This window comes from Streptomyces broussonetiae (assembly GCF_009796285.1).
GTDB lineage: Bacteria > Actinomycetota > Actinomycetes > Streptomycetales > Streptomycetaceae > Streptomyces > Streptomyces broussonetiae.
In genome coordinates this window covers 2,350,912-2,363,584 of sequence record NZ_CP047020.1, presented here as the reverse complement: position 1 = coordinate 2,363,584, position 12,673 = coordinate 2,350,912, and the positions used below count along the sequence as shown (strand labels likewise).

Genomic DNA, 12,673 nt, shown 5'->3' with positions numbered 1-12,673 from the left:
CCCCGCACCACGCCCCGACGCCCGGTCCCGACACCCCGGCCCCGCCCCGGACCCCGGACAGCGACCCTGGGGCCGCGAACACAGGGCACGAGGATGCCGCGCACGACCCGACCCGGAACGAAGGTGCGGCGGGAGACACGGAGCCCCGGCAGGAGGACACCGAAGCTGCCCGGGACGAAGACGCGGCGGTGACCGCGGAGTCCCGGGACGAGGGCGCCGGGGCTGTCAGGGGCGAGGATGCCGGGTTCGGTGGTGCCGACAGCTCCGCCACCACCACCGGCGTCGCGACCGGTACTTCCGGCCACCCCGACACCGGCTCTGCCTCCGGTACTTCCGGCCACCCCGACACCGGCTCTGCCTCCGGTGCCTCCGGCCACCCCGACGTCACCCCCGCCCACGGCACGACCACCCACGGTGCCCCGGTCGCCTCGTCCCGTGACGCGGACCGTACCGACCGGCCCCGCGAGGCGGCCCACTCCGACCACCGCTCTCTCGCCCACTCCGGCATCGCCAAGGGCGAGCCGCCCCAGCCGCGGCCCAAGGAGCCCGGCGGGGGCATCCTCATGGGCCGGCCCTTCGGGGTGCCGGTGTACGTGGCGCCCAGCTGGTTCCTCGTCGCCGCGTTGATCACCTGGGTCTTCGGCGGGCAGCTCGACCGCGTGCTGCCCGAGCTGGGTTTCGCCCGCTACCTGGTCTCGCTGTTCTTCGCCGTCGCCTTCTACGCATCCGTCCTGGTCCACGAGCTGGCCCACACGGTCGCCGCGATCCGCTTCAAGCTCCCGGTCCGCCGTATCCAGCTGCAGTTCTTCGGCGGTGTCTCCGAGATCGAGAAGGAGGCCGAGACCCCGGGCCGGGAGTTCGTCCTGGCCTTCGTCGGGCCGCTGCTCTCGCTCGTCCTCGCGGCGGTCTTCTACCTCGCCATGAAGCCGTTCGAGCCCCGCTCCGTCCCAGGTGTCCTGCTCGCCGGGCTGATGATCTCGAACCTGATCGTGGCGGCCTTCAACCTCCTGCCCGGCCTGCCCCTCGACGGCGGCCGCATGCTCCGCGCCGTCGTCTGGAAGATCACCGGCAGGCCGATGAGCGGCACCGTCGCCGCCGCCTGGGTCGGCCGAGCCCTCGCCGTAGCGGTCCTGATCGGCCTGCCCCTGCTCAACCAGTCCGGCGCCCTCGGCGGCGACGGCGCGGACACGGGCGGCATGGACACCGTCACCGACGCCCTGCTCGCCGCCATCCTCGCCGCGATCATCTGGACCGGCGCGGGCAACAGCCTGCGCATGGCCCGGCTGCGGGAACACCTCCCCGAGCTGCGCGCCCGCACGCTCACCCGCCGCGCCGTACCGGTCCAGACCGACACCCCGCTCTCCGAGGCCCTGCGCCGCGCCAACGCCGCCGGCGCCCGCGCCCTGGTCGTGGTGGACGCCCATGGAAACCCCCTCTCCCTCGTCCGCGAGGCCGCCATCGTCGGCGTACCCGAACACCGCCGCCCCTGGGTCGCGGTCAGCGGCCTCGCCCAGGAACTCACCGACGGCATGCGCGTCTCCGCCGAGCTGGCCGGCGAGGACCTGCTGGACGTCCTGCGGGCCACCCCGGCCACCGAGTACCTGGTCGTCGAGGAGACCGGCGAGATCTACGGCGTGCTGTCCGCCGCCGACGTCGAGCGCGCCTTCGTGAAGGCGATGGCCCGCCCGTCCGCCTAGTGGTCGGCGGCCCCCGCCGGGGCCGGTAGTCTGTTCACATGTCCGAACCGACCGGTGCCGCCCGCAGGCGCGGGCCCTTCAAGGTCGGGGACCAGGTACAGCTGACCGACCCCAAGGGCCGCCACTACACGTTCACGCTCGAAGCCGGGAAGAACTTCCACACCCACAAGGGCTCCTTCCCGCACGACGAACTGATCGGTGCTCCCGAGGGCAGCGTTGTCCGCACCACCGGCAACGTGGCCTACCTCGCGCTGCGCCCCCTGCTCCCCGACTACGTCCTGTCCATGCCCCGCGGGGCAGCCGTCGTCTACCCCAAGGACGCGGGGCAGATCCTCGCCTTCGCCGACATCTTCCCCGGCGCGCGCGTCGTGGAGGCCGGCGTCGGCTCAGGCTCGCTCAGCAGCTTCCTGCTGCGCGCCATCGGCGACCAGGGCATGCTGCACTCCTACGAGCGCCGTGAGGACTTCGCCGAGATCGCGCAGGCGAACGTGGAGCGCTACTTCGGCGGCCCGCACCCCGCCTGGCAGCTCACCGTGGGCGACCTCCAGGACAACCTGTCCGACACCGACGTCGACCGCGTCATCCTCGACATGCTCGCCCCCTGGGAGTGCCTGGAGGCCGTCTCCAAGGCGCTCGTCCCGGGCGGCATCCTGTGCTGCTACGTCGCCACCACCACCCAGCTCGCGCGGACCGTGGAGTCCATCCGGGAGATCGGCTGCTTCAATGAGCCGACCGCCTGGGAGACCATGATCCGCAACTGGCACATCGAGGGCCTGGCCGTCCGCCCGGACCACCGGATGATCGGTCACACCGGCTTCCTGCTCACCGCCCGCCGCCTCGCGGACGGCGTCGAGCCGCCCATGCGCCGACGCCGCCCCGCCAAGGGCGCCTACGGCGAGGACTACGCCGGACCCAACGCCGACGGAGCCGCCGGCCGCTGACCGGCCGTGCACACAGCTCAACGCCAGGGCGCCGTGCCCGAGTTCCCGCCGAGCGAGGGGAACTCGGGCACGGCGCCCGTTCGTTGACTTCGTTGACGGTGCACCGGGGTGCCCCGCGCCCCCACGGGCGTGTACGCCCGCACGCGCGCCGGCGGTTCGCTTGCGGGAACCCCGGACCCCGCCGTTCCCCCGCACTGTGACGTGTGGCACGATGCTGGCCACCCCACCGGCACAGCCCTCACGGGAGACACTCCTAGTGCAGCAATCCGCCGTTCCGGAGCTTGCCCACACCCAGACCAGGCCCATCCACTGGGTTGCCACCGCCACGGCTGTCGCCGGCGTCGTGGCCCTCTCCTCCGTCGTACAACCGGGATCGGCCACAGCCGCGACCGGCACGCACACCACCGCCGCCCCCGCGGTCGTCGCACCGCCCAGTACGGCCGGCGTGGTCTTCCCGCTGCACTGCGGTCCGGCGAAGGCGGTGGTCGCGAAGCAGGCCACCGGGGACCTGGACGGCGACGGCAGGCCGGAAACGGTTGCGGTCGTGCACTGCGACGCCGCCATGGGCACCTCGCCGGACGGGGTCTACGTCGTCACCCGCCCGTCGGACGGCGGCAAGCCGCGCGTGGTCGCCACCCTCGTGGACCCGCGGGACCGGGTCACGGTCACCGATTTCTCCATACGCGTGCGTGCGGTCGGCGCGACCCTGCTCGGCTACTCCTCGGACGCCGTCCCCAACTGCTGCCCCGACCTCAAGACCCCGGTCAAGTGGCAGTGGAACGGCAGCGCGTTCGTCCGCTCCACGGACGCCCCGGTCCACAGCGTCTGACACCGGGCCCGGCGCCGGGACTCAGCCCGCGTCGGGCCCGTACACCTCGACCCTGTCCGAAACCCGGCGCACATGGATGCACTCGCCGGGGCACTCCTTGGCCGAGTCCACCACGTCGGTCAGCAGCGGCAGTGGTACCGGCACGGTCGCCCCCGCGTCCTGGAGCAGTTCGTCGTCGGCGCCCTTCACATAGGCCAGCCCGTCGATGTCCAGCTCGAACACCTCCGGGGCGTACTGGGCGCAGATCCCGTCGCCGGTACACAGGTCCTGGTCGATCCAGACCTCCAGCGCCTCGCCGCCCGGGGCCTCCTGCTGCACGGTCACTTCTCCTGCCCTTCCGGTTCGCCGGGCGGTCCGGCGGCCCTGAGGCCAGCCGGGTCCGCTCCAGCGGCTGTTGAACACCCCCGACCCTACCTCCGCCGCTTTCGGGCCTTCTTTCGCCGGTGACCGGGTTTCCGCCCGATCCCGCTCGGGTACGACCGCCCGACCAGGACGGCATGTCCCGGCCACGGGGACGACCACCTCAGGTCCGGCCGACCGTGACCCCGTCCGCCCGGGCCGTCGCTCTGCGTGATGACTGTACGGTTGCGCTGCCGGCTGCCCGCATACGGGCCGACCGGCCCGGGGCGGACAACTCCGGCCAGCTTTGAAGGAATTCGACCACGCGATGCCCGGAACAAGCTGCTTCCACATCACGTTGAGTGGGTATCCCCTCCGTGCGAGGGAGAGCGCACCGGGTGACCGACGACACACCTTGACAGTCTTGGTGATCTAGGGGTTTCAATCGACACCCACCCAGGTAGGGTCTGGAAGCGTCCAGCTCCCCTTGGAGGAGGTGAGGACCGTGGCAGCCCACGACGACGACATGAACCGCGGCATCCGCCCGGGACGAGGGTCCGACGACCCGGCCGGGCAGATCGCCTACCTTGAGCAGGAGATCGCCGTCCTGCGACGCAAGCTCGCCGACTCTCCGCGACACACGAGGATTCTCGAAGAGCGGATCGTCGAGCTGCAGACCAACCTGGCCGGCGTGTCCGCCCAGAACGAACGACTGGCCAACACCCTCCGCGAGGCCCGCGACCAGATCGTGGCCCTCAAGGAAGAGGTCGACCGGCTCGCCCAGCCGCCGGCCGGCTTCGGAGTCTTCCTGCAGGCCAACGAGGACGGCACCGCCGACATCTTCACCGGTGGCCGCAAACTCCGGGTGAACGTCAGCCCAAGCGTCGACCTCGACGATCTGCGGCGCGGCCAGGAGGTCATGCTCAACGAGGCACTCAACGTGGTCGAGGCCATGGAGTACGAGAGCGTCGGCGACATCGTCACCCTCAAGGAGATCCTCGAGGACGGCGAGCGTGCCCTCGTGCTGGGGCACACCGACGAGGAGCGGGTGGTGCGGCTCGCCGAGCCGCTGCTGGACGTCACCATCCGCCCCGGCGACGCCCTGCTGCTCGAGCCCCGCTCCGGCTATGTCTACGAGGTCGTGCCCAAGAGCGAGGTCGAGGAACTCGTCCTCGAAGAGGTCCCCGACATCGGCTACGAGCAGATCGGTGGTCTCGGCAACCAGATCGAGGCCATCCGCGACGCGGTCGAGCTGCCGTACCTCTACCCGGACCTGTTCAAGGAGCACGAGCTGCGCCCGCCCAAGGGCGTGCTGCTCTACGGCCCGCCCGGCTGCGGCAAGACACTGATCGCCAAGGCCGTCGCGAACTCGCTGGCCAAGAAGGTCGCCGAGGTCACCGGCCAGGCCGCGGGCAAGAGCTTCTTCCTGAACATCAAGGGCCCCGAGCTGCTCAACAAGTACGTCGGCGAGACCGAGCGGCAGATCCGCCTCGTCTTCCAGCGTGCGCGTGAGAAGGCCAGCGAGGGCACGCCCGTCATCGTCTTCTTCGACGAGATGGAGTCCCTCTTCCGCACCCGCGGCTCCGGCGTCAGCTCGGACGTGGAGAACACCATCGTCCCGCAGCTGCTCGCCGAGATCGACGGCGTCGAGGGCCTGCAGAACGTGGTCGTGATCGGCGCCTCCAACCGCGAGGACATGATCGACCCCGCCATCCTGCGCCCCGGCCGGCTCGACGTGAAGATCAAGATCGAGCGGCCGGACGCCGAGGCGGCCAAGGACATCTTCGGCAAGTACCTCACCGAGCGCCTCCCGCTGCACGCCGACGACCTCGGCGAGCACGGCGGCAGCAAGGAGACGACCGTCCAGAGCATGATCCAGACGGCGGTCGAGCACATGTACGCCGAGTCCGAGGAGAACCGCTTCCTGGAGGTCACCTACGCCAACGGCGACAAGGAAGTCCTCTACTTCAAGGACTTCAACTCCGGCGCCATGATCGAGAACATCGTGGGCCGCGCCAAGAAGATGGCGATCAAGGACTTCCTCGAGAAGAACCAGAAGGGTCTTCGCGTCTCCCACCTGCTGCAGGCCTGCGTGGACGAGTTCAAGGAGAACGAGGACCTGCCCAACACCACCAACCCGGACGACTGGGCCCGGATCTCCGGAAAGAAGGGCGAACGGATCGTGTACATCCGTACCCTCATCACCGGAAAGCAGGGCGCGGACACCGGACGCTCCATCGACACGGTGGCGAACACCGGTCAGTACCTGTAAGAGCAGGGCGGCTGCGGGTGCCCTCGCCGGGTACCCGCAGCCTTCTGTTTTTCTGGCCACGACCGGAGCAGGCAATGACGCAAATGATCTCCCCACCAGCGCAAAGGCGTTCTAGGCTCGTTCCTACCGCCGAGTCGCGCAGTGCGGGGACGGGCACCGCACACGCACCGGAGCGCCAGCGGTACTTGAGCGGCGCCCACGACCGAGGGTGCCGCCGGGCAAGGAGGGCCGCATGACCGTACGGCGAGTAATGGGCATCGAGACGGAGTACGGGATCTCCGTCCCCGGCCACCCCAATGCCAATGCCATGCTCACCTCGTCCCAGATCGTCAACGCCTACGCGGCGGCGATGCACCGGGCCCGCCGGGCCCGCTGGGACTTCGAGGAGGAGAACCCGCTGCGCGACGCGCGAGGCTTCGACCTCGCCAGGGAGGCGGCCGACTCCAGCCAGCTCACCGACGAGGACATCGGCCTCGCCAACGTGATCCTCACCAATGGCGCGCGTCTGTACGTCGACCACGCACACCCCGAATACAGCGCCCCCGAGGTGACCAACCCCCGCGACGCCGTCCTGTGGGACAAGGCCGGTGAGCGCATCATGGCCGAGGCCGCCGAGCGGGCCGCACAGCTTCCCGGTGCCCAGCCGATCCACCTCTACAAGAACAACACCGACAACAAGGGCGCCTCCTACGGCACGCACGAGAACTACCTGATGAAGCGGGAGACCCCCTTCTCGGACATCGTGCGTCACCTCACGCCCTTCTTCGTCTCCCGCCAGGTCTTCGCCGGAGCGGGCCGCGTCGGCATCGGCCAGGACGGGCACGAGCACGGCTTCCAGATCAGCCAGCGCGCCGACTACTTCGAGGTCGAGGTGGGCCTCGAGACGACGCTCAAGCGCCCGATCATCAACACACGGGACGAGCCGCACGCGGACGCCGAGAAGTACCGCCGGCTGCACGTGATCATCGGCGACGCCAACCTGTCGGAGATCTCGACGTACCTCAAGCTGGGCACGACCGCCCTGGTCCTGTCCATGATCGAGGACGGCTTCATCGCGGTGGACCTGGCGGTCGACCAGCCCGTGCGCACGCTGCACCAGGTCTCCCACGACCCTGGCCTCAAGCGCCTGGTCACCCTCCGCAGCGGCCGCACACTCACCGCGGTCCAGTTGCAGATGGAGTACTTCGAGCTGTCGCGCAAGTACGTGGAGGAGCGCTACGGCGCGGACGCGGACGAGCAGACCAAGGACGTCCTCACCCGCTGGGAGGACACCCTGAACCGCCTGGAGAACGACCCGATGAGCCTCGCCGGAGAGCTGGACTGGGTCGCCAAGCGCGAGCTGATGGAGGGCTACCGCCGCCGTGACGGCCTCGACTGGGACGCCGCGCGACTGCACCTGGTCGACCTCCAGTACGCCGACGTACGCGCCGAGAAGGGCCTGTACAACCGTCTGGCGGCCCGTGGCCGCATGAAGCGGCTGCTGGACGAGAGCGAGGTCGACCGGGCCCGTACGAAGCCGCCGGAGGACACGCGTGCGTACTTCCGCGGCCGCTGCCTGGAGCAGTACGCGGACGACGTCGCCGCCGCGAGCTGGGACTCGGTCATCTTCGACCTCCCCGGCCGGGACTCGTTGCAGCGCGTCCCAACCCTGGAACCGCTACGCGGAACGCGAAATCACGTCAAGGAGCTGCTGGACCGCTGCCGCACGGCGGAAGACCTGGTCAGGGTCTTGTCGGGGGGCTGAGCAGGGCCGGCGGGAGCGGGCGGCGCCCCGGGGGGCCGGGGTGGAAATCCCGCCGTCCGGGAATCATCGAGGTGGCCCCCGTACGTTGTGGAAACTGCGGGGCCGATGTCGGACCCGGCTTGTAGGGTCTGATCATCACCGATCGGCAGGCGAACTGAGCGGGGTGAGGGATATGGCAACCAAGGACACCGGCGGCGGCCAGCAGAAGGCCACACGCTCCACCGAGGAGGTCGAGGAGCAGGCGCAGGACGCGCAGGCGCAGGGCGACCTCAAGGAACGTCACGAGAAACTGTCCGACGACGTGGACTCCGTCCTGGACGAGATTGATGACGTCCTGGAGGAGAACGCCGAGGACTTCGTGCGCTCCTTCGTTCAAAAGGGCGGGCAGTAGGCCGTCCTTGCCTTCGAATCCCAGGTTCGAGGGTGGGGGAGTCGTGAGTGGCCGATGAGCGGACAACGGAGAGCTGCTCGCGGCCGGAGAAGTCCGGGCCGCGAGCAGTCTTCGTTTCCGATACCGGCTCCGGCCGGGCATGTGGATCACCACTGGGACCCGGGTAGGGTCCGTGGCATATCGCTTACTTGGAAGGAAACTTGTGGAAGCCAATACTCGTGGCACCGGGCGTCTACCAGCTGCCTTCCTGACGCCAGGCTCTTCTTCGTTCATGGACTTCCTCTCCGAGCACCAGCCCGAGCTGCTGCCCGGCAACCGACAGCTGCCGCCCACCCAGGGCGTGCTCGAGGCGCCGCACGGCACGACGATCGTGGCCGTGACGTTCCCGGGCGGCGTGGTGCTCGCCGGTGACCGCCGGGCGACCATGGGCAACGTCATCGCCCAGCGGGACATCGAGAAGGTCTTCCCGGCGGACGAGTACTCGGCGGTCGGCATCGCCGGCACCGCCGGTCTGGCCGTCGAGATGGTGAAGCTCTTCCAGCTGGAGCTGGAGCACTTCGAGAAGGTCGAGGGCGCCCAGCTGTCCCTGGAGGGCAAGGCGAACCGGCTGTCGACGATGATCCGCTCCAACCTCGGCATGGCCATGCAGGGCCTGGCCGTGGTCCCGCTCTTCGCCGGATACGACCTGGACCGCGGGAAGGGGCGCATCTTCTCCTACGACGTCACGGGAGGCCGCAGCGAAGAGCACAACTTCGCGGCGACGGGCTCCGGCTCGATCTTCGCGCGTGGTGCGATGAAGAAGCTGTTCCGTGACGACCTGGCCGAGGAGCAGGCCACCACGCTGGTCGTCCAGGCCCTCTACGACGCGGCAGACGACGACTCGGCGACCGGTGGTCCCGATGTCGCCCGCCGGATCTACCCGATCATCACCGTGATCACCGAGGACGGCTTCCGCCGGCTCACCGAGGACGAGTCCTCGGAGCTGTCCCGTGCGGTGCTCCAGCGCCGTCTGGTGGAGCCCGACGGCCCCAGGGCCGCCCTGCTCTGAAGCAGCGGGCCCCGGTTCTTATCAAGGTGATCCAGTGACCATGACAGAAAGGGACGGATAACCGGTGTCGACGCCGTTCTATGTCTCACCCCAGCAGGCCATGGCCGACCGCGCCGAGTACGCCCGCAAGGGCATCGCCCGCGGTCGCAGCCTTGTCGTGCTCCAGTACGCCGACGGCATCGTGTTCGTCGGCGAGAATCCGTCACGGGCGCTGCACAAGTTCAGCGAGATCTACGACCGGATCGGCTTCGCGGCCGCCGGCAAGTACAACGAGTACGAGAACCTCCGGATCGGCGGTGTCCGCTACGCCGACCTGCGCGGCTACACCTACGACCGGGACGACGTCACCGCTCGCGGTCTCGCCAACGTCTACGCCCAGACGCTGGGCACGATCTTCTCCTCGGCGGCCGAGAAGCCGTACGAGGTGGAGCTGGTCGTGGCGGAGGTGGGGGAGACCCCCGAGGGCGACCAGATCTACCGGCTGCCGCACGACGGCTCGATCGTGGACGAGCACGGCTCCGTCGCGGTCGGTGGCAACGCGGAGCTGATCAGCAACTACCTGGACCAGCGCCACCAGGACGGCATGACCCTGGCCGAGGCGCTCAAGCTGGCCGTGCAGGCCCTGTCCCGCGAGTCGAACGGCACCCAGCGGGAGATCCCCGCCGAGCGCCTGGAGGTCGCGGTGCTGGACCGCACGCGCCCGCAGAAGCGCAAGTTCAAGCGCATTGTCGGCCGTCAGCTCGCCCGCCTGCTGGAGGCGCAGGGCGCGGCCACCGAGGCGGAGAGCGCCGAGGAGCCCGAGGAGTCCGAGGAGGAGTAGTCCGCCTCCCCCTCCTGCTCGTGTGTGCCCCGGCCGGTCTCCTGGCCGGGGCACACACGAGCGCAGGACAACCTTCACGAGCCGACCCTCAAGAGCGGACCCTCAAGGGCCGCACCGGGCGCCGGGTCCACCATCCGGGTCGCGGCGCAGGCGGGCGCCCCGCGCGGTCAGCGGGTCCTATGGCCCGGTGGCGGCGCCGTGGAGCCCCGGACGACCAGTTCCACCGGGATGTCACCGCCCTCGGGCGTACGGCCCTCCAGGACGGCCAGCAGGGCCCGCATACCGCGCTCGCCGAACAGCTCGGCGTCCAGGCGTACCGTCGTCAGCTCCGGGTCGAGGGCGGTGGCCAGGCCGAGGTCGTCGACGCCGGTGACCGAGACGTCGTCCGGGATGCGCAGGCCGAGGCGGCGCAGGGCCTTGTAGGCGCCGGCGGCGAGTTTGTCGTCGTCGCAGACCACGGCGGTGGGGCGGGGGCCGGGTGCGGTGAGCGCGGCCTCGGTGGCGGCCAGGGCGCCCTCGATGGAGATCGGGGCACGGGCGGTGCGGACCTCGGTGCCGGATACGGCAGCCATGCGTGCCGCCAGCTCCCGCGCGCGCAGTTCGAAGGTCCAGGACGGCACATCGGCGGCCAGGTGCAGCACCCGGCGGTGGCCGAGGTCCAGCAGATGACCGGTGACCTGGCGGACACCGTCGGCGATGTCCAGGTTGACGGTGGCCGCGCCGAGGCTGCCCTCGGGGTCGCTGTCGAGCATGACGAGGGGCAGCTGGTCGCCGCGGATCGCGGTCAGGGCGTCGGCGGCCATGGAGGAGGCGATGACGCCGTCCAGGGCGGCCTGCGCGGAGGCGAAGGGGTCGCGGGCGGGGCCGATGCCCTCGGGAGAGGGATAGAGCACGACGCCGAAGCCGTTTTCGGCCGCCACGCGCGCGGCACCCGTGTACACACCGGCGAAGAACTCCGTCGTCAGGGCCGGGACGACCAGCAGGACCGTGCGGGTGCGGCCGAGGCGGAGGTTGCGGGCGGCGAGGTTGGGACGGTAGCCGAGGTCGCGCGCGGCCTCCCGGACGCGCTCGGCGGTGGCCTCGGAGACCCGGCCGCGCCACTTGTCGCCGAGCACGAGCGAGACGGCGGCCTGCGAGACCCCGGCCGCGTGCGCGACGTCACGGCTGGTCGGGCGGGTGCTGCTGCGTGCCACCGCGGGCCCGCTCCCCTCTTGTGGATCGTTCGCCTGGACTGTGAACAGCCCACATGGTACGTATGAGGAGAGAAGTTATACGTAACACGTCGGGTCGTCGAGACGTCCCGGGCGAGCCATTGGAGGGCGGGAATTGGCCACGGGATACCTGGAGATACTCCGGGCGCGGCACGCGCTGCGGCTGCTCACCGGCACACTGGTGGGCCGGCTGCCCAACGCGACCGCCGCGATCGCCATGGTGCTGTTCGTCCGGGCCCAGGGCGGCACCTACAGCCTCGCGGGCGCTCTCGCGGCGGTCTACGGCGTCGCCAACGCCGTCGGCCAGCCGGTCCTCGGCCGGCTCGTGGACCTGCGCGGCCAGCCGCGCGTCCAGCTGCCCGCGGCGGTCCTCGCGGCCCTGTCCATGAGCGTCTTCGCCTTCTGTGGCATCGACCCGCTGCCGCTCGCCTATGTCTCCGTCGCCGCGGCCGGGCTGTTCACCCCGCCGCTGGAGGGCGGTCTGCGTGCCCTGTGGCCGTCCGTGGTGCGCGGCGAGGAGCAGGTGCACACCGCCTACGCCATGGACGCGATCGCGCAGGAGGTCATGTTCACCGTCGGGCCGCTGCTGGTGACCCTGTGCGTGTCCCTGTGGGACGAACGCGCCGCCCTGCTGGTGCTCAACGGCCTGGGCGTGCTCGGCGCGCTCTCGGTGGTCCTCTCACCGCCCTCGCGCGCGTGGCGCTCCGCCCCGCGCGAGGCGCACTGGCTCGGCGCCCTGCGCTCGCCCGGTCTGCTCGTCCTGCTCGGCGCCTTCCTGTTCGTCGGCATCGCGCTCGGCTCCATCACGGTGGCGTCGGTGTCGTACGCCGACGCGCACGGCGGTGACGCGGTCTACGGCTGGATGATGGCCGGGCTCGGCCTCGGTGCGCTCGTCGGGGGCACCGCCTACGGCGCCCGCCGGTGGGCCGGTGCGCCCGAGCGGCGACTGACGTTCCTCGTGGCGCTTCTGGCGGTGTGTTACCTGCCGTTGACGCTGCAGCCGGACGCGGTGCCCATGGTGCTGCTCACGGTGGTCGCGGGAGTGTTCCTCGCACCCTGTATCGCCTGTGCGTTCATCGTCGTGGACCGGCACGCGCCGAGCGGGACCGTCACCGAGGCGTTCTCCTGGCTTGTGACGACGTTCACCGTGGGTGCCTCGGTGGGAACGGGCCTTGCGGGCCCCGTGGTCCAGGCCGGCGGCACGGAGTGGGGCTTCGCGGTTCCCGGTGCGGCCGGAGCCGTGTCCCTGCTGGTCCTGCTCGCCACCGGACGGGTCCTCGCAGCTCCCGCGCCGGGCGGGGTCGTTGCGGCTTCACCGGAAAATGATCCAAATCGTGCCGTCGAACCCCGTTTCAGCTCGGAGGATCGGGCGTAATGTTCA

Annotated in this window: 11 protein-coding genes; 9 read left to right on the top strand and 2 right to left on the bottom strand. The window is 70.5% G+C overall.

What is annotated here, in order from left to right; genetic code table 11:
* Positions 1–188 precede the first annotated feature (188 nt).
* From GQF42_RS10925 to GQF42_RS10915, 3 genes are all read left to right on the top strand, one after another.
* Positions 189–1,697 (top strand): site-2 protease family protein, encoded by a 1,509-nt coding sequence (locus GQF42_RS10925; protein ID WP_407699488.1) that lies wholly within the window; start codon positions 189–191, stop codon positions 1,695–1,697.
* A 38-nt stretch (positions 1,698–1,735) separates the two neighbouring features.
* Positions 1,736–2,638: a tRNA (adenine-N1)-methyltransferase gene (locus tag GQF42_RS10920; RefSeq protein ID WP_158919431.1), complete on the top strand. Its 903-nt coding sequence runs from the start codon at positions 1,736–1,738 to the stop codon at positions 2,636–2,638.
* Between the two features lie 256 nt (positions 2,639–2,894).
* The gene (locus tag GQF42_RS10915; protein ID WP_158919430.1) at positions 2,895–3,467 is read left to right on the top strand and encodes a hypothetical protein; all 573 of its coding nucleotides are present in this window, start codon (positions 2,895–2,897) and stop codon (positions 3,465–3,467) included.
* 21 nt (positions 3,468–3,488) lie between these two features.
* Here the strand turns inward: GQF42_RS10915 and GQF42_RS10910 are convergent, their stop codons facing one another.
* Positions 3,489–3,791, bottom strand: a complete 303-nt coding sequence (locus GQF42_RS10910; protein ID WP_158919429.1) for a ferredoxin — start codon at positions 3,789–3,791, stop codon at positions 3,489–3,491.
* Between the two features lie 520 nt (positions 3,792–4,311).
* On the opposite strand from GQF42_RS10910, the gene arc reads away from it, so the two are divergent.
* The 5 genes from arc (at position 4,312) to prcA (ending at position 10,081) form a co-directional block, all read left to right on the top strand.
* Positions 4,312–6,078: a proteasome ATPase gene (gene arc / locus GQF42_RS10900; protein WP_158919428.1), complete on the top strand. Its 1,767-nt coding sequence runs from the start codon at positions 4,312–4,314 to the stop codon at positions 6,076–6,078.
* 232 nt (positions 6,079–6,310) lie between these two features.
* On the top strand, positions 6,311–7,822 hold the full coding sequence (dop, locus tag GQF42_RS10895) for a depupylase/deamidase Dop (RefSeq protein WP_375994959.1): 1,512 nt from the start codon (positions 6,311–6,313) through the stop codon (positions 7,820–7,822).
* A 172-nt stretch (positions 7,823–7,994) separates the two neighbouring features.
* Positions 7,995–8,213 (top strand): ubiquitin-like protein Pup, encoded by a 219-nt coding sequence (locus tag GQF42_RS10890; protein ID WP_030744708.1) that lies wholly within the window; start codon positions 7,995–7,997, stop codon positions 8,211–8,213.
* Between the two features lie 202 nt (positions 8,214–8,415).
* Complete coding sequence (prcB, locus tag GQF42_RS10885; RefSeq protein ID WP_158919427.1) at positions 8,416–9,261, top strand: proteasome subunit beta; 846 nt, start codon at positions 8,416–8,418, stop codon at positions 9,259–9,261.
* Between the two features lie 64 nt (positions 9,262–9,325).
* Positions 9,326–10,081, top strand: coding sequence for a proteasome subunit alpha (gene prcA, locus GQF42_RS10880; protein ID WP_158919426.1), 756 nt, complete (start codon positions 9,326–9,328; stop codon positions 10,079–10,081).
* A gap of 167 nt (positions 10,082–10,248) precedes the next feature.
* On the opposite strand, the gene GQF42_RS10875 is transcribed toward prcA, so the two are convergent.
* Positions 10,249–11,274: a LacI family DNA-binding transcriptional regulator gene (locus tag GQF42_RS10875; protein WP_158919425.1), complete on the bottom strand. Its 1,026-nt coding sequence runs from the start codon at positions 11,272–11,274 to the stop codon at positions 10,249–10,251.
* A 133-nt stretch (positions 11,275–11,407) separates the two neighbouring features.
* On the opposite strand from GQF42_RS10875, the gene GQF42_RS10870 reads away from it, so the two are divergent.
* Positions 11,408–12,667 carry an MFS transporter gene (locus tag GQF42_RS10870; RefSeq protein ID WP_158919424.1) on the top strand — a complete coding sequence of 420 codons (1,260 nt, stop codon included), beginning with the start codon at positions 11,408–11,410 and terminating at the stop codon, positions 12,665–12,667.
* Positions 12,668–12,673: the final 6 nt, after the last annotated feature.

Excerpts from the sequence above, each read along its gene's own strand:
- GQF42_RS10920 (WP_158919431.1), top strand. The coding sequence starts at position 1,736 with ATGTCCGAACCGACCGGTGCCGCCCGCAGGCGCGGGCCCTTCAAGGTC.
- dop (WP_375994959.1), top strand. The coding sequence starts at position 6,311 with ATGACCGTACGGCGAGTAATGGGCATCGAGACGGAGTACGGGATCTCC.
- GQF42_RS10890 (WP_030744708.1), top strand. The coding sequence starts at position 7,995 with ATGGCAACCAAGGACACCGGCGGCGGCCAGCAGAAGGCCACACGCTCC.